Origin of the sequence: uncultured Mucilaginibacter sp. (assembly GCF_913773635.1) — a bacterium.
GTDB lineage: Bacteria > Bacteroidota > Bacteroidia > Sphingobacteriales > Sphingobacteriaceae > Mucilaginibacter.
On record NZ_CAJYGQ010000006.1, the window covers coordinates 559,127 to 576,807 of the forward strand.

15 protein-coding genes, 1 tRNA gene and 1 riboswitch are annotated in these 17,681 nt (G+C 41.2%); of the genes, 8 read left to right on the forward strand and 8 right to left on the reverse strand.

Features of this window, described 5'->3' with window-relative positions:
* Positions 1 to 53: 53 nt before the first annotated feature.
* The 4 genes from trxA to QZ407_RS07790 all read right to left on the reverse strand — a co-directional run bounded on the left by trxA (position 54) and on the right by QZ407_RS07790 (position 2,191).
* Complete coding sequence (gene trxA / locus QZ407_RS07775; protein ID WP_157541890.1) at positions 54 to 374, reverse strand: thioredoxin; 321 nt, start codon at positions 372 to 374, stop codon at positions 54 to 56.
* Between the two features lie 176 nt (positions 375 to 550).
* Entirely contained in the window at positions 551 to 1,123 is a 573-nt protein-coding gene (locus QZ407_RS07780; protein ID WP_295769402.1) for a sugar O-acetyltransferase, read from the reverse strand.
* A 41-nt stretch (positions 1,124 to 1,164) separates the two neighbouring features.
* Positions 1,165 to 1,464 (reverse strand): Asp-tRNA(Asn)/Glu-tRNA(Gln) amidotransferase subunit GatC, encoded by a 300-nt coding sequence (gene gatC, locus QZ407_RS07785; RefSeq protein ID WP_295769404.1) that lies wholly within the window; start codon positions 1,462 to 1,464, stop codon positions 1,165 to 1,167.
* Complete coding sequence (locus QZ407_RS07790; protein WP_295769406.1) at positions 1,451 to 2,191, reverse strand: lysophospholipid acyltransferase family protein; 741 nt, start codon at positions 2,189 to 2,191, stop codon at positions 1,451 to 1,453. Before QZ407_RS07790 ends, gatC begins: the two co-directional genes overlap by 14 nt.
* A 40-nt stretch (positions 2,192 to 2,231) precedes the next feature.
* On the opposite strand from QZ407_RS07790, the gene trpS reads away from it, so the two are divergent.
* The 3 genes from trpS to kdsB all read left to right on the forward strand — a co-directional run bounded on the left by trpS (position 2,232) and on the right by kdsB (position 4,755).
* Positions 2,232 to 3,227, forward strand: coding sequence for a tryptophan--tRNA ligase (gene trpS, locus QZ407_RS07795; RefSeq protein ID WP_295769408.1), 996 nt, complete (start codon positions 2,232 to 2,234; stop codon positions 3,225 to 3,227).
* A gap of 111 nt (positions 3,228 to 3,338) precedes the next feature.
* Positions 3,339 to 3,953: a deoxynucleoside kinase gene (locus QZ407_RS07800; protein WP_295769410.1), complete on the forward strand. Its 615-nt coding sequence runs from the start codon at positions 3,339 to 3,341 to the stop codon at positions 3,951 to 3,953.
* Positions 3,954 to 4,023: 70 nt separating this feature from the next.
* Entirely contained in the window at positions 4,024 to 4,755 is a 732-nt protein-coding gene (gene kdsB, locus QZ407_RS07805; protein ID WP_295769412.1) for a 3-deoxy-manno-octulosonate cytidylyltransferase, read from the forward strand.
* 11 nt (positions 4,756 to 4,766) lie between these two features.
* Here kdsB and QZ407_RS07810 read toward each other — a convergent pair whose 3' ends face one another.
* Positions 4,767 to 5,492 (reverse strand): RluA family pseudouridine synthase, encoded by a 726-nt coding sequence (locus QZ407_RS07810; RefSeq protein WP_157541900.1) that lies wholly within the window; start codon positions 5,490 to 5,492, stop codon positions 4,767 to 4,769.
* 113 nt (positions 5,493 to 5,605) lie between these two features.
* Positions 5,606 to 5,805, forward strand: a riboswitch (cobalamin riboswitch).
* Positions 5,806 to 5,904: 99 nt separating this feature from the next.
* On the opposite strand from QZ407_RS07810, the gene QZ407_RS07815 reads away from it, so the two are divergent.
* The 4 genes from QZ407_RS07815 to QZ407_RS07830 are packed head-to-tail and all read left to right on the forward strand — an operon-like array spanning position 5,905 to position 11,134.
* The gene (locus tag QZ407_RS07815) at positions 5,905 to 7,938 is read left to right on the forward strand and encodes a TonB-dependent receptor (protein ID WP_295769415.1); all 2,034 of its coding nucleotides are present in this window, start codon (positions 5,905 to 5,907) and stop codon (positions 7,936 to 7,938) included.
* A 1-nt stretch (position 7,939) separates the two neighbouring features.
* Positions 7,940 to 9,064, forward strand: a complete 1,125-nt coding sequence (locus QZ407_RS07820) for a DUF5074 domain-containing protein (RefSeq protein ID WP_295769417.1) — start codon at positions 7,940 to 7,942, stop codon at positions 9,062 to 9,064.
* 24 nt (positions 9,065 to 9,088) lie between these two features.
* A complete protein-coding gene (locus tag QZ407_RS07825) occupies positions 9,089 to 10,216 on the forward strand; it encodes a DUF5074 domain-containing protein (protein ID WP_295769419.1) in 1,128 nt (375 codons plus the stop codon).
* A 12-nt stretch (positions 10,217 to 10,228) separates the two neighbouring features.
* Positions 10,229 to 11,134 carry a cell surface protein gene (locus tag QZ407_RS07830; protein ID WP_295769421.1) on the forward strand — a complete coding sequence of 302 codons (906 nt, stop codon included), beginning with the start codon at positions 10,229 to 10,231 and terminating at the stop codon, positions 11,132 to 11,134.
* Between the two features lie 153 nt (positions 11,135 to 11,287).
* Here the strand turns inward: QZ407_RS07830 and QZ407_RS07835 are convergent, their stop codons facing one another.
* The 3 genes from QZ407_RS07835 to QZ407_RS07845 form a co-directional block, all read right to left on the reverse strand.
* On the reverse strand, positions 11,288 to 15,970 hold the full coding sequence (locus QZ407_RS07835; protein WP_295769423.1) for a DUF3320 domain-containing protein: 4,683 nt from the start codon (positions 15,968 to 15,970) through the stop codon (positions 11,288 to 11,290).
* Positions 15,971 to 16,436: 466 nt separating this feature from the next.
* Positions 16,437 to 16,520, reverse strand: a tRNA-Leu gene (locus tag QZ407_RS07840).
* Positions 16,521 to 16,537: 17 nt separating this feature from the next.
* Positions 16,538 to 17,065: an iron-sulfur cluster co-chaperone HscB C-terminal domain-containing protein gene (locus QZ407_RS07845; protein ID WP_295769426.1), complete on the reverse strand. Its 528-nt coding sequence runs from the start codon at positions 17,063 to 17,065 to the stop codon at positions 16,538 to 16,540.
* A 172-nt stretch (positions 17,066 to 17,237) separates the two neighbouring features.
* Between QZ407_RS07845 and QZ407_RS07850 the strand changes: the two genes are divergently transcribed.
* A complete protein-coding gene (locus tag QZ407_RS07850; RefSeq protein ID WP_295769428.1) occupies positions 17,238 to 17,675 on the forward strand; it encodes a DoxX family protein in 438 nt (145 codons plus the stop codon).
* The last annotated feature ends 6 nt before the right edge of the window (positions 17,676 to 17,681 follow it).

The following is a 17,681-nucleotide window of genomic DNA, read 5'->3' on the forward strand; positions in this document are numbered from 1 at the left end:
AAAAAGCGTCTCCTTTTAAAGAAACGCTTTTAATAATATTATAGGGAAACTGCTTATGCTAGTTGTTTGCCTAATTTTTCGGTTAATACCGACTTAGGCACAGCACCAATTTGCTTATCTACAATTTCGCCGTTTTTAAAAAATAATAATGCCGGAATATTGCGGATACCGAATTTCATAGAAATACCAGGATTGTTATCAACGTTTACTTTGCCTACAACAGCCTGACCGTCATACTCTTTGGCAATTTCCTCTACAACCGGACCTACCATACGACACGGACCACACCATTCTGCCCAAAAGTCAACTAATACCGGTTTATCTGATTTTAATACTAACTCATCAAAGTTAGCATCGGTAATTTCTAAAGCCATGTTTTTAAATGTTTATGTTTTAACAAATATATAATAATCAAATTGCTTGCCACAAATGGGGGCTGACAAACTGACAAATAAATTACGGGAAAGTTTTACAGCTTATTGTTCACGCTCACTACCAGCGTAAAAGATTTTCAAAATCTCCGTCTTCTCATTAATTGATGTCAATTTAACTAAACCAACTTTTCTTCTTTACCCAGCTTCCTGATTACACGGGCGGGATTTCCAACTGCTAAAGAATCATCAGGTATATCTCGCGTAACTACCGCTCCTGCTCCAATCACACAACGGTTACCTATGGTTACCCCCGGACAAATAATTGCGCCACCTCCTATCCAGCAGTCGTTGCCAATAGTAATGGGTTCCGCATTTTCCTTACTGCGCCTTTCAACGGCATCAAGCGGATGTGTGGCTGTATATACTTGCACGCCAGGTGCAAAAAACACATTATTGCCTATGGTAACAGGCATAACATCAAGCACAACGCAATTAACATTGAAGTATACATTTTCGCCACAAATCATATTATAGCCATAATCACAATGAAACGGCGGCTCAATGTATATGCTTGCTGGTGCGTTAGGCAATAATTCAGCAAGGACAGCCTTTGTGCCATCACCTACTACATATTCGGTAATATTAAGTTTGTGAAGCAAACGCTTGCAATCAGTACGTTCTTTAATCAATTCAGCATCATTAGCAAGGTAGTACTCGCCGCTAAGCATTTTTTGTTTTTCAGTTTTCATAGGTAAGCAGCTCGGTTTCTAGTATAGCAAAAATTGATTAATCAGACCTTCTTTTGCTCAATCACTTTAGCCACCATAAAGTGCTTACCATCCTGCTCGGGAGCATTTAATAGGGCTTCCTCATGGGTAGTTTCTTGCTTTACTACATCTTCCCGCAATACGTTTACCTCTTCTGTCATGTAAATAAGCGGCTCAATGTTTTGCGTGTCAACCTCATTCAGCTTATCCATAAAGCCAAGTATCTTATTCATATCGCCTACCAGTTCATTGGTTTCCTGTTCGGTTACTTCAAGGCGTGCAAGGTGTGCAACTTTGGCAACGGTATCTTTATCTATTAACATAGCTCTCAAATTTGGTGTTTATTATATTGTAAACCTCATCACGCAAAGCATCTGCATCAGCTACGGTAAGGTTACTGGTTTCTATAGGGCGGTGTACATGAACTTTGCATATTCCCGGGCTGCTTCCGCGCTCAAGGCCGGTGTCCCACAGAATTTGCCAGGCATTAAGGGTTGTAACCGGAATAATTGGCACCTTGTGTTCAATAGCAAGCCTGAAAGGGCCGTTTTTAAATTCATGTAGCCTGGGCGGAAAATCATCGGGTATTTTACCCTCCGGAAATATAACAAGGCTCATGCCCTGCTGTAAGCGTTCGGCAGCAGTTTTAAAGGCTCTGAAAGATGACATTTTACTTTCGCGGTTAACCGGTATGTCAACGGTTTGGAATGATAGCCGGGTCACAAAATTATTCAGCAGCTCCTCCTTACCTATAAAGCAAAAGTTGTTTTTTACCAAAAGGCTTGCAGCGGTAATATCAAGGTTTGAGGTATGATTAGGACATATAATATAGGTGCGACTCCAGTCAATTTTCTCCTCGTAGCTAAAGCTGTAAAATATACCCGCAATTGATGAACTAAGCACTCCCCATACTTTTCGCATGCGGTTCATTGCTGGGTAACGTGCCGCGTTTCGTGAAAAAAAGTATAGCAGTGGCCATAAGATGATGAAGAAAGCAGCAACACTGTAGCGGTAAAAATAAGCGTGTACTTTTTTCAATAGTATTTTCATCGATGCCAAAAATATAAAAATTCCTTACTTTCGCGCCATTATGGAAACTGTTGTAAGTGGTATTCGTTCAACCGGCAAACTGCATTTGGGTAACTATTATGGTGCAATCCAAAACTTTATAAAAATGCAGCATGAGTATAATTGCTACTTTTTTATTGCCGATTTGCACTCGCTAACCACGCATCCAACCCCTTCTGATTTGCATGGAAATGTTAAACAGGTATTGGTTGAATACTTAGCCGCCGGTATTGACCCCGAACAGGCCACCATCTATATTCAAAGTGATGTTCCGGAGGTTGCTGAGCTTTATCTTTATCTTAACATGAATGCATATCTTGGTGAGCTTGAACGCGCTACATCTTTCAAAGATAAGGTTCGTGCCAATCCAGATAACGTTAATGCAGGTTTGTTGACCTACCCTGTTTTAATGGCCGCCGATATAATAATACATAAGGCAACAAAGGTGCCCGTGGGTAAAGACCAGGAACAGCATTTAGAAATGGCTCGTACCTTTGGTAACCGTTTTAACCGTTTATACGATAATGAATACTTTCCTGAACCATATGCCTTTAGTTACGGCGACAAGCTGGTAAAAATTCCTGGGCTTGATGGTAAGGGCAAAATGGGTAAGTCTGAAGGTGAAGGCAATGCCATTTACCTGAGCGATTCGCCCGAGGTTATACGCAAAAAAGTAATGAAAGCTGTTACAGATGGAGGTCCGACCACCGAAAATCAGCAAAAGCCTGATGAAATACAAAATTTGTTTGATTTGATGAAAGTAGTATCAACCGATGATACCTACAATCACTTCAATAATTTGTACAACACCATGCAAATACGCTACGGCGACCTTAAAAAGCAACTGGCGGAAGATATGGTACTGGCAACAGCTCCCATACGCGAAAAGATAAGTGATATAGCTAACGATAGCGAATACCTGAGCCGCGTTGCACGTTTAGGAGCCGACAAGGCCCGCGAAAGTGCAAGGAAAACGGTTAGTGAAGTACGGGAAATTATAGGGTTCAGGAGCTTTTAATTTGGGTTCATAGTTGGTGGTACATGGTTCATAATGTATCTTAGCAACAAGAGCTTGATTGAACCTGCCTTTTTTACTATGAATTATCAACTAATAACTATCAACTAAAAGATGCATATTGCAATTGTTGGAAACATAGGCGCAGGTAAAACCACCCTAACCACTTTGCTGGCCAAAAATTATGGCTGGGAACCGCAGTTTGAAGCTGTAGACAATAATCCGTACCTGGAAGATTTTTATAAAGACATGAAGCGGTGGAGCTTCAACCTCCAGATTTATTTCCTGAATAGCCGGTTTCGTCAGATTAGTGAAATTCAAAACGGTGAGCGCAACGTAATACAGGACCGTACCATTTACGAAGATGCTTACATATTTGCAGAGAACCTGCATGATATGGATTTAATGGATACCCGTGATTTCGAAAACTATCAGTCGATATTTGAGAACATCACTTCATTCATAAAACCGCCCGATCTTTTAGTTTACTTAAAAGCTTCCATTCCCAAGTTAGTCAACAACATACACCGCCGTGGAAGGGAATACGAAATAGGCATCAGGCTTGACTATCTCTCTAAACTTAATGAAAAGTATGAAAAGTGGATAGCCAATTACAAATTAGGTAAACTCCTTATTGTTGACATGGACAACCTGGATTTCGCCAACAATTCGGAAGATTTAGGCACCATCATTAACTTAATAGAGCGCGATATACACGGACTATTTTAGCGGCTGTTGAACATCAAATTTTGTCTACAATTAGCAACATGCTCAAGCACATCATCCAGTAAACTATAACATGAAAATACTTGGCGTAATACCCGCACGTTATGCTTCTACCCGCTTTCCTGGTAAACCATTGGTTGATATTACCGGAAAGGTAATGATACAGCGTACGTATGAGCAATGCGTTAAGTGTTCAAGCTTGGATGAAGTAATTGTTGCTACAGATGATGAACGTATTTTAAATCATATACATGATTTTGGTGGCAAGGCCGTAATGACATCGGTACATCATCAAAGCGGTACCGATAGGTGTGCTGAAGTTGCAGCAAGCTATCCTGAATATGATGTTGTTATAAATATTCAGGGTGATGAACCTTACATTGACCCGGTGCAGATAAGTAAAGTTGCTGCTTGTTTTACCAACGCCGATACGCAAATTGCAACACTCATTAAAAAAATAACCAAAGCCGAAGATTTACATAATGTGAATTCGCCAAAAGTTATCATTAACAAGTTGGCTGAGGCAATATATTTTTCACGTTCGGCCATACCTCACGTACGTGGATCAGAGCCTGATGAATGGCTCACTCACTTCGATTACTTTAAACACATAGGCATTTACGGTTTCAGGTCTGATGTGTTGCAGCAGGTTACCAAATTGCCTGTTTCAACATTAGAAAAAGCCGAAAGCCTTGAACAATTGCGCTGGATTGAAAACGGCTACCGTATTAAAGTAGCCGAAACTGATTTGGAAACACAGGCAGTTGACACACCTGAAGATTTAGAAAAACTTCCAGGAAAATAATTCGTTACAGCCTAGCTGTCAAACTTATCAAGCAACTTTAGTAAGGTTTCGAAATCTTTTGGATAAGGAGCATGAATATTTACGTCCTGTACTCCATCGGGCTTAAACGTTACTTCATACGCATGTAAAGCAAAGCGTTTCATGATCGGAAGTTCTTCCTGGTCTTTACCTAAATGATACTTGCGCTTAAGCTGAGACAAGAAGACCGGCTTGCCTTTATACATCTCATCTCCGGCAATTGATGCCCGCTGAGTGGCTAAGTGTATACGAATTTGGTGCATGCGTCCTGTTACAGGTTTGCATTCAACAAGGGTATAATGCTTAAAGTATTTTAACGACTGAAACCATGTTTCGGCCCGCTTGCCATCCTGCCTGCTAATTGAAACAGATCCTTTGCCGGTATTTAGAATAGGCAAGTCAACAAAAAGTTCTTCAAAAACATGCGTACCCTCAATAACTGCATGATATACCTTTTTTACTTGCCGGCGTTCAAACTGCATTGATACCGTACGGTAAGCTTCCGGATTTTTTGCAAAAATCAGCGCGCCTGAAGTCTCCTTGTCCAAGCGGTGGCATATTTGGGCATCATCCCAATAGTTTTTGGCCAAACGCAGCATGCTTATTTCACTGCTTCCATCACCTCGTTCGTCAAGCGAGCTTATAAACGGTGGTTTATTAACCACAAAAACATTATCATCTTCGTAAATTATAAGATCGTTAAACTTCGGAATCTTCATAAGGTGCAAAAATACGGTTAAATTGACAAAGTTCAGCAACGCATTATATTCACATAATTAAGCACGCTAAAAGTCAACATAAACATTTTAGTGCGTTTTACGGCCTATTTGTTACCTTTGCCCTCGCTTTTGGTTCCCGAAGCATCGCTCTCCGGGATTAAAAGGGAATTTGGTGAAAATCCAAAACTGTCCCGCAGCTGTAAGTTCTGTTTAAACCAACGCCCAATCTTTAGTCACTGTAATGCTTACCGCATATGGGAAGACGGGCCAAGGGGAACAAGTCAGAATACCTGCCTTTAGCGTATAAAATTCATAGCTTTCGCGGATTGAAGCTGAATGAAGATACTTTTCGTGTTTTTCATTTTTGGTGTACAATTTTCGGTATGCTGTGGGGTACTAACTCACATCACACATGAAATCAGGTAGGCTTTACGTGCTTTTGCGCGCTGGGTTTGTTGTATGTTTTAAACCGGGTGTTGCATTTTTTGCGGCAATGTGCTGGCTATGCCCTGCACTTTACGGCCAGGATACTGCATCTGTTAAGCGCTTAGCCGAAGTGCAGGTTATTGAACGCACCAATACAATAAACATAACATCTCCTACCCCATCACAAGTGCTGAAAGGTGCTGCGTTACAGCGTTTGAATACCCTATCGGTAGCTGATGCTATAAGATATTTTTCGGGCGTACAGATGAAAGACTATGGCGGTGTTGGCGGACTAAAAACTGTAAACTTACGTAGTTTGGGCAGCAGCCAAACAGCCGTATTTTATGATGGGCTGCAAATCAATAATGCGCAAAACGGCCAGGTTGACTTGAGCAAGTTTAGCATGGACAACATTGGCAGCATTGAATTATATAATGCGCAAAAAAACACCATTTTTCAACCGGCTCGTGGCTTTTCAGCCGGAAGTTCGGTTTATCTGACCACAAAATCACCAACGTTTAAAGAAGGCTCGAAAGACCTGTACAAGGCAACATTCAAAACCGGCTCTTTTGGCCTTGCCAACTCTTCAATTTTATGGCAGCACCACGTTAGTAATGCAACCTTTAGCACCTTAAATGCTGAGTATACGCATGCTAACGGCAAGTATAAATTCAGGTATACAAATGGTGTGTATGATACCATTGCTGTAAGGAATAACGGAGATATTAATGCACTAAGATTTGAAGCCGGGTTAAAAACGGCAATTACTGATAGCAGCTCATGGGAGATTAAAGGATACCTATATGATTCGGAGCGCGGTTTGCCCGGAGCAATAATTGAAAACAGGTTTAATTACAATCAACGCGAGTGGGATCGTAACGTTTTCTTACAGTCGGGTTATGAATGGTGCGGCACGGTTTATAGCCTAATGCTCAAAGCAAAATATGCTAACGATTATCTGCGGTATCTTGACCCGGACATTATTACAACTGAGGGATTTTCAGATAGTCGCTATCATCAGCAGGAGTTTTACTTTTCGGTAGCCAGTTTATTAAAGTTGGAAAAATACTGGAACGTAAGCATCTCTGCCGACTATGCACGCAACGCAATGCAGTCCAACATTTTTAGGTTTGTTAACCCGTTACGTAATACGGCTTTGGTAGCAATAGCAACGCAGCTTAAATGGAGTAGGTTTGATTTACAAGCAAATTTACTAAGCAACATCATTAGTGAACGCACACAAACCACTACAGGCAAAAATATTTACAAATATACGCCAACTGTAGCGGCATCATGGCAACCCTTCAACAGTGAAGCATTCCGTTTGCGAGGTTTTTATAAAAGCATCTACCGCATTCCTACTTTTAACGAGTCGTATTATACTTTTGTTGGGAGCGCAAATTTACAGCCCGAATACAGTCGGCAGTTAGGTGTTGGATTTACGTTTCAACGAACGCGCAATAGTGGCATATTGCGTAACATCAGTATTCAAACAGACATTTACGGTAACAAGGTAGATAATAAAATCATAGCGGTACCAAGTCTCAACCTTCAACGGTGGACAATGCAGAACATAGGCCGGGTTAACATCAAAGGCATCGAAAGTAATTTGCAGTCAGGATGGTATGTAAATGATAAGGTACTTATCAACGGAGGCTTAAGCTACACCTATCAGCAAGCCTATGATGCATCCACAGACGCTAAACCAAAACAGCAAATACCTTACACGCCAGTGCACAGCGGATCGGCTTTGGCCGGCGTACTATATAAGAACTACAGCTTCAACTATAGCTTTATCTACACAGGCGAACGCTACAACCAGGCAGCAAATATTCCGGCAAATTATATTGAACCTTGGTATACGCATGATTTGTCTGCTAACTGGCGTCAACCTGTAAAAGGGCATGAAATTAATGTAGGTGCAGAAGTAAACAACGTATTCAATCAATATTATGACGTGATCACAAACTTCCCTATGCCGGGCAGATTTTACAGACTTAAAATGACTTTTATCTATTGAAATGAAAAAGCTTACACATAATTATTGCTATCTGCTTTTGGCAGCATTTGTTTTGCTGACAACATCGTGCCGCAAAGACCCCAAGCCCGATGGCGAAAAAACCGAAACAATATTTGATGGTAACATTGCGAGCACTATTAAGGGATTTTATTTGCTTAACGAGGGGAATCTTAATATGAATAAGGCATCGCTCGATTACGTTGACTATACCACCGGAGTCTATCAAACAAATGTTTACAGCAGCGCTAACCCTGAGGCTGGGCGAAGTTTGGGCGATGTAGGTAATGATATGGCAGTGTATGGCTCAAAGTTGTACATTGTTGTAAACAACTCTAATAAAGTTGAAGTGCTTAATGCAAAAACTCGCAAACGTATAAAGCAAATTGACATAGTAAATTGCCGCTACATTACCTTTAGAAACAATAAGGCTTACGTAAGTGCATACATCAGCGCCGTTGGTGATGCTAACGCAGGTAACGGTATAGTTGCCGAAATTGATACCACTACCCTATCAATTGAAAGGCGGGTAACGGTTGGTCGTCAGCCCGAGGGTGTTGCTATTGTAGGTAACAGATTATACGTAGCCAATTCTGGCGGATATAGTCCTAAAAATTACGAACGTACCATTTCGGTAGTGGACTTAGCGTCGTTTACCGAAATAAAACGAATTGACGTTGCTATTAACCTGAACCGTATTGTTGCTGATGCAAACGGTGATTTGTATGTCACTTCTCAGGGTGATTACCTCAACATCGAACCTAAACTTTTTGTGATCGACACTCGCACAGAACAGCTTAAAAAAACATTTGAGCTTGGCGTACGAACCTTTTGCTTAGATGATAAATACCTCTATACGGTTAACAGTAACGGGCAAAAATTTGAGTATAACATAATTGACGTTAATACTGAAACCTTATTAAATAGGTCGTTTATAACCGACGGTACGGGTGCAAAGCTTGCGCAGCCGTATGGAATTGCTGTAAACCCTGTTACAAAAGAAATTTTGCTTACCGATGCCGGCAGTTATGTAAACCCGGGCACACTTTATTGCTTTGATACCGCCGGACGTCGAAAATGGAGCGTTACAACGGGCGATATTCCGGCACACTTTGCTTTTATCTTTTAAATTATATACAATCAAACTCAAAGAATGAAAATTAAACTTTTACAACGCAACAGATCGATTTGTATGCTTTTAATCAGCGCTATTGCGGTGCTTTCATCATGTTCAAAAAATGAAACAGAACCCTTTCAAAAACTTGAAGTTGAGAGCATTGCCGGTATATATATGTTGAGTGAAGGCTCGTATGGTGCAGGTAACGGATCTATTGCCTATTATAACATGGCCACCAAAACAAGCGAGAAAGATTACTACCGGAAAGTTAACGGTACTGCTCTTGGCGAAACATCAAATGACCTGCAGCGTTACGGCAGCAAAATGTATTGTGTAGTAACAGGTATTGATGGCGCAACAAAATCATTTGTAGATGTAATGGATATTTACACCTGCAAAACCATTAAAAGAATATCATTTAACTCTGCTACCAACGGCTATATGCCAAGATATATTGCCTTTTACCAGGGGAAGGCCTATGTTTCACGCTATGATGGTAAGATTAGCCGTATTGATACAGCTACCCTGAACGTTGACGGTGAACTAGATTTAAAAGCTCCTTATCTTGAAGGTTTAGCGGTAGCTAATGGTAAATTGTACGTTGCCAATTCAGATTATTTTTTGAACGGCGTAAACAAGGTTTCTGTAGTTAACTTAAATTCATTCACCAAATTGAGCGATGTTACGGTTACACAAAACCCAACAAAGGTTATGGCTGCCGCCAACGGTAACGTTTATGTTGTTTGCCAGGGTAATTATACCACAGTAGCGGCGCAGGTAGATGTTATCAATAGCATTACTGACAGCAAATCTACCCTATCAACCCTTAAAGGTGTCGATTACAGCACAACACTGTCCATAAACCAAAATGCTGGCGTTATAGGTTTAACTAATACAACTACGTACACGCCTGACATTAAAATTTTCAATGCTGCTACGTCAACAGTTGGCAATGACTTTATCACTGATGGCACATCAGTTGGCTTATTGTACGGATTAACCGTTGACCCATTTAGCGGCGGCGTTGTAATTGGCGATGATGTAAGCTTTACAAGCAAAGTTTGGCGTGCTTACTATTACGATAAGGCAGGTGTCAAAAAGCTTGAGTTTGAAACGGTGGTTAATCCTAAATCGGCTGTGTTTGTTTACAATTACAAAAAATAAGGCTTGTTATAAATGTCAAAAATCAATTATAAAATAACTCTAAGCTTTATTTCCATACTGGCTAGTGGTGTAGTGCTGCTAAGTTCGTGCTCGAAAAAAGATGAACAAACTCCAACAGACCCTGAAGCTACACAACCAATAAGGCCTGTTACCGATCAAAGTAAAGCTTATGTAACGCAGCTATTTAGCTATAACCCTGCTCCGGGACAGTTTATAAATACTTCGGTAGGTAATACTGAGGCAGCTAAAAGTGTACTTAATGGAAAAAATGGCTTGGTAAGCTTAGGTGCATTTGGCGGAAGTATTGTATTTGGGTTTGACCACACGGTTTTAAACGTTGATGGCAAAGAGGATATTGTAATTTATGCTAATGCGGCAACCGGCTCTGCTGAGCCAGGTGTAGTTTGGGTAATGCAGGACACTAACAAAAACGGCCTACCTGATGATTCCTGGTTTGAGTTAGCAGGCGCTGCAACAAATGCAACAGGCTATGTACGTAACTACCAGGTAACCTATACCCGGCCCGACCCTGTTACCGGTGACGTTAAATGGAAGGGTAGTTTGAAAGACTCGGGTTTGGTGAAAACCAATACATTTCATAAGCAGCCATATTATCCTGAAAGTATAACAGCCGCAAGCTATACCTTAAAGGGCACTTTATTACCATCAACAAACATAGATGCAAATAACCCATCCTTTATAACCAGCGCTCCATTCAATTTCGGTTACGCCGACAGCACTCCGGGTGGCGATAAGGTTGATATTGGCAATGCAATTGATGACAAAGGAAATAAGGTTAAGCTTAATGGTATTGACTTTATTAAAGTGCAAACCGGCATACAATTTAATTTAGGCTGGTTAGGCGAACTATCAACCGAAGTTAGAGGCATAGCTGATATCAGCCTAGAAAAGCTATAGCTTAAAGTTTTTCAACATCCTCGCAGTATATTAATTATTGCGAGGATGTTATTAGATCTTATCGGTTTAAGGTACCTTTGTCGTTCAATTTTGGAACTTTTGATTTGCATGTTACTCAAAAGCTATTCTATACCAATCTATGACAAAAACCAATTAAACTAATTTTAGATAACCATTATCTCGTTTAATTACCGCATTATTCTCTGCAACCTGGATAGCCTCAAACAACAGTTGTTTCATGTCTTCTGTTAACCTGCTAAAACCAAACAGTTTGGCAACAAGGTTTGCAGCAGCTTCTTCAGTGATGGCTATGGCTTCAGATACAACTTGTTTAATTGCCAGATTAAGTTCTTCTGGTGCAATAAGCTGTAATCTTCGAGAAGAAGACGGAAGTTGACTTCGATTACGAATTACAGGTTCTTCCATTTCGTAATGCCAAAGAAAATCACCTTTTATTTTTATCGAACCATTTTGCTCACTAAGATTGCAGGCCTGTGTCAGCGTGTATTTTATCCGCGATCCAACTTTCGATATGCCTGCCGCTTCAACCATCCGCCGGGCCATTTCATCAAAATGAATAGGACCTTCAACCTTAACAATTTCACTTATCCAAGCAGCTAAATTACCGAACGAGTGTAAGTGCATTTCCTGAGAGCCGATGGCAGCTGGTAGTGTTGCTAACTGATAGTAAAAAGTCTTGGTACTTGTTTCTTCTACCAGTTCACGTTCCAAAACACGTTGTTCTTCTTCATAAACTTTTGTTTCCTGATCTGCGCTGTCGGTTATGGTTTTAGCTTGTTCAATAGCTTCAATCAAGCGTTTTAGTTCACGTTCAGGGTTTCGGTACCAATCTGTACTCCACACACGGTAAATGTTCCATCCAAACATTTCCAGCACCTGTGTGCGTAATCGGTCACGGTCTGTGGCTGATCTGGCTTTGGCGTAATTGTGCCCGTCGCATTCAATTCCAATAATATAACGTCCTGGGTTATGCTGGTCAACAACCGCGAGATCAAGATAAAAGCCGGCCGATCCTACCTTACTCCTAACAACATAACCTAAAGCTGTCAACTGGTTTGCAACTTCATCTTCAAAAGGCCTTATTTCTGTTACTACAGGCTCGCTGTTTTGTTCAAATTTTGCATGCTGCGCGAAATACAAGAAGCTTTTTAAAGCGCGGATACCAAACTTCGCATTTTCTGTGACGCGTATATCTGCCGATGTAATATTAGTGAATACCTCACAACGCATTTTTGCCCTTGTGATGAGTACATTTAACCTGCGTTCGCCGCCCTCACTGTTTAGTGGGCCAAAACTCATGGGTACGGTGCCGTTTTCAACTCGCCCGTAGCCAATACTTATATAAATTACATCGCGTTCATCGCCCTGAACATTTTCCAGATTTTTTATAAAAAAGGGCTCATGTGGATGACTTTTAAAGAATGTTTCTACTTCGGGATGCTGGCGGCGTTGCAATTCTAACGCCGCTTGTATGGCCTGCATTTGCGAAGTGCTGAACGCCACAACGCCCAAGCTTAGCTCAGGATATTGCTTAGCATGAGTAATAACCGCTTGAGCAACTTTTTCAGCCTCTATTGGGTTAGTACGTGTTTTACCACGATCGTACACGGCCTCTGTAAGGTGGTGGAAACGTAGTCCAAGACTTTGACGTGAACCAGGACTGGGGAAAATTACCAATTTGTTTTCGTAAAACTCATGGTTTGATAAGGTGATTAGTGATTCATGGCGGCTACGGTAATGCCATTTCAACATACTGCTCGGTGCACCTTGTCCATCGCACATGCCAAGAATGCTCTGCATATCAGCTGTTTGGTTGTCTTCGTCTTCCACTTCGGTATTCAGCTTATCAAAAAAGCTCGTTGGCGGCAGTTGTTTAGTATCGCCGACAACCACCAATTGCTTCCCGCGCATAATAGCCCCCAAAGCATCAACAGGACGCACCTGGCTCGCTTCGTCAAAAATAACAAGGTCAAACTGTATATTTCCCGGCGGCAGAAAATTGGCGATAGACATAGGACTCATCATCCACACCGGCTTAATGGCCTGCATGGCAGCACCAGCCTCTTCAACCAACTTACGTATGGCCATGTGGCGGGCACGTTTGTTAAATTCAGTTCTTAAAACATTTACCTGGCCGCCCGCATGTTGCTTTGGTATATTTTCCCAATGCTTTAAGGCTACGCGTGCGCGGTTATAAACTAAATTAAGCTGGTCGAGCCGTTTAAACTGTTCAATAACGCTTTCATGACTTACCCGTTCAAACTGTGTTAGCGCCGGATTTGACTTAAAAGCCTGCTCAATCAGGTATTCGTACCATGTCTTCAGTAAGGCAGTTTTTAACCATTGAGAGGCATATTCCCAACCGGTTGAAACATCAACCAAAAAATCAAACCCTGCCTGGCTGGCTGCCTGGGCAAGATTGTTCCAATCAATAACCAATTGAAGCTCCGAAAACCTTTCAGCACGTTTTGACCAGAATGCCGCCTGTGCAAGAAATGTCATTGCAGCTATTTCTGCTTGTTTTACACCCTTTAATTCGTTAAGCCTCAGCGTGGTAAAAACTGTTTGCCATTGAATTTCGATATTGTTCGCATGTTGCTTAAGCTCGTCCACAAACGCAGCAGCGGTAGAGGCAGCATTATTATGTTTTAAAAATTCAAATAGTTGACCACTAATCCGGTTGTCAGAAAATTGTTGGTGTAGGTCTGCAAGGTATTCAGCTGCACGACTTAGCGCGCTCCATTCCGATTTTTGTTTTAACCATCGCTTACCAAATATAGATGACGCTAATGGTTCTAATGCAGCCATCTCAGTCTCCATGCGCCGTGCCTCTGAGATAGTATCAACTATTTTTAATTTTTCAGAAAGTTCATCCGGCAGGCCGACTTTTAAAAAAGATGCCAGCCTTTGGTTTGCCCGGCGATAGCTTCCAATCAAAAACTTATACCATTTACTGCCATGCGCTACCAAGTTTTGACGAATGTCGAGAATATCCTGCGACCAGGCCTCCGGTATAAGCTTGTCTTTATATTCTTTGTAAAGCAGGTCAAGTGCTTGCCCTGCGTCAAGTAACTCACGGATATCCTCTTTCTTTAGAAGCCACACATCACTACTAATATCAAGGCCTGTAAGATCAGGAGCTTTGGATGCTACTTCTAATTGAGTAATTAAAAAGCTTAATGAGTTAGCATCATCGGCCGGTTCAAGGCCGGTAGAGGTATGTATTTTGTCTGATAATTCGCGCAAAGCCGCAACTGCCTTACCTGCCTGTCGTACTTGTTCTAAAACCGGGCCTTTCTCGTGCGGTAACAAAACGGTAATTTCGCTGCCCCAAAATAAAAGGTTTTGAGGAGTGCCAATATCTTTAAGCCTTGCCTGAAGACGGTCACATATTGCCGTTGCCTCGCGTACCTTATCAGCGTTCCAATGATCAATATTATGAATAGGTATTTTAGGCAAGTGTTGCGCACCAATCTCTTTATCAATTTGTAATAGATACCCTATGACCTGGTTAGCGCTCAAACCGCTACCGGCAACACCTGCATTCACTGCATTGCAATAATTGTTTAACTCATTGCGGGAAACAGCCAGTTGCTGAACTTCTAGTTCCAACTGGTTAATTGACGGCCTTCCAAGTTCCATAACCCGTTTAAGTTTTTCTAACAGGTCACGCTTATTGGCCTTATGACTATGTAGTTCCAAACAAGCCTCGCCAAGCTGTACGGAATCTAACCTACGCTTTACAACTTCCAACGCGGCCATTTTCTCCGCCACGAACAAAACCTTTTTTCCCTGACCAATAGCGTCAGCAATAATGTTGGTTATAGTTTGTGACTTGCCTGTGCCTGGAGGGCCTTGTATAACCAGATTATGTCCCTCATTCACTGCCAATATTGCTTGCATTTGTGAGCTATCGGCATCTACAACTTTAAATAAGGCGTTTGCGTTAGTTTCTTCGTCGAGGTCTTTGGCGTCTTCGTTTTCAGGCTGATAGTTCGAATGGAACCCGGTTTCAAATAATGCTTGAATATTGTTATTTAAGCCTGGCTGTTGAGCATCTGGCCATTTTGCAGTATCAAGATCATTATAAATCATGAATTTGCCGAAAGAAAAAAAACCAAGCTCAATTTCATCATGCTCAACCGTCCATAATTCTTGTTTGGCAATATGATCTTCTATTAATTTGAAATATGAGTAAACATTCATATCCTCCGAATCCGGCATATCCGGTATTGAAATGTTAAAGTCGGCCTTCATTTTGGCCTGCAATGATAGATTTGCGCCTATCTCGCTTCCTGTATATTTTAAGCGGAAACGCTCTTGCGCGCTCGAACGTTCAAGCTCTGCTGGTATAAGTAAGAGTGGTGCGTAGCGCGGCGTGTCTGTGTTACCCTGCTCATACCATCTGAGCATACCAAGCGCCAGGTAAAGTATGTTTACGCCCTGTTCCTCAATGCTGGTACGGGCAAAATAGTAGGTGTTTAGTAACCTCGTTTGTAACTTTTGCTCTGTTTCGCTGGTTTGTAATTTGGTGTCCTGATAAGATTCATCTGTTGGTTGAGGCAATTCAGCCACTTCAATATCATCGCCAACAACATCTTGAAGACCTTTACTAACTTTCTTTTCAGGTATACCCAAGAAAGTCATGGCCTTGTTTTGCTTCGCAATAATATCGAAAATGAATTCAGATTTCTCCTGTATTATTTTAAGCCCTTTCCCTTTAGGAGTCTTATAATTTAGCAGAGGGTTCCTTAAACCAAGATCCAATAATTCTTTACGTGAAGCTTCCAGCTTTGCTTTTATAGATTCGAGCATTTTTGTAACAAGGTTAGACAATTGTTGACGGCCGTATCAAATTTAGGCTATTAACACTTGTAAAACAAAAGAGTTGGTTGAGCTTTCTGTAATCTGAAGTATCGCCCTTAAAATCGTCATCTTAATTTCCCTCAACTATATCTTTTTACAAGATTTTCGTTGCGTCAAGTTTCAATTTTTTAAAGGTAAATTAACAGTTTTGCATCATTAAGTACCTGTGATAGTACATAGCTTTCAGTGATTAAATAGCCGTTTTAGAGCGTTCATAGATAGATGATCACTAACGGATGTAATATTATCAAAGCGGTCCATTAAAGCCGGGGTCAAGGTTAACTGGCTTGAGGAAGTTTGGGCTTAAAAAAAGCTTTATCAAATCGACACTTTTAGGATGACTATTGACACTTAAACAAAAAGGGTTGCTCTTTTGGAGCAACCCTTTCAAAAGTCGGATTTAAGTCCGATCACGTACCCAGAGCCGGGGTCGAACCGGCACGGCCTTGCGGCCACAGGTGTTTGAGACCAGCGCGTCTACCGATTCCGCCATCTGGGCCTGTCCGCAACTTCCTTTCAGAAGCGGGATGCAAATGTATTCAAACTATCCTTAATTCGCAACAAATATTTTTGTCTGTAGTAAATATCAGCAATTTGATTAAGCCGACTTTCTTTTGCCGTGTCATTAAGTGTTTCATAATCAGTAGTAAGCTTGCTCAGTTCCTCACTCAAATTATCTTCAACAGCGAGCGCCTCAGCACGCAATTTGGCCAGTTCTTCCGCATCATCAACCTCCATCAGCCTTTCATTAAGGTCCATCATCTCCATTAAAAAGTCGGCAGGCAATTGAGGTTTCGCTCCCTCGTTTACAAAACCATGCTGTTTTAATATATACTCTAAACGTTTAGCGGAATTGCTGAGCGTGTTGTATGCTTTATTGTTTATGGTTGAAATTTCCAGTATCTCCTGCTGTTTTGCTTCATCTTCGTTTGCAAAAAAGTCGGGGTGATATTGCTTGCTTAATGAGTAGAACTTATTTTTTATTGCGGCCTCATCCGGGTTAAAGGACTCGGGTATATTATAAAATTCAAAAAAATTAATCATGTACAAAGTATTGATGTAATAAGGTAAAGGTATATATTTAAATAAATGTTTAGCCCTTTTTACATATTGTTAAGTCTGTAAAGTTTATGCGGAAAATATAAAGCATCAGGCAAGATAAAACCATTTCGTAATGAGTGCGTTAACATGTTTTTAAGCCAATCATTCACACCCTATGAAACGTTTCTTTGCTCCATACAATCTGCCTGCCAGCCTGGATTTTGCCCTTTTATTGTTGCGATTTTCTTGCGGAATTGCGTTTATAATGCATGGCTGGGGAAAAATTCAAAGTCCAATGAGCTGGATGGGGCCCGATTCATTTATCCCTCCCGTATTTCAGGCATTAGCTGCGATATCTGAATTTGGAGGAGGCATAGCACTGGTATTAGGTTTAGCCACACGTTTGGCCGCTTTAGGTATAATGATTACGATGGCTGTAGCGGTTTACGTACATGCCGTTATGGGTGGCGATCCTTTTGTTAGTGCAACCGGAGGTAAATCATATGAATTAGCTGCAAACTACCTGTGTATAGCGTTAGTGTTTTTGGCCGCCGGAGCCGGGCGTTTTTCACTAGACAAATTAATCTTTGGCGACAGGGCCAACCTGTCATAAAATATA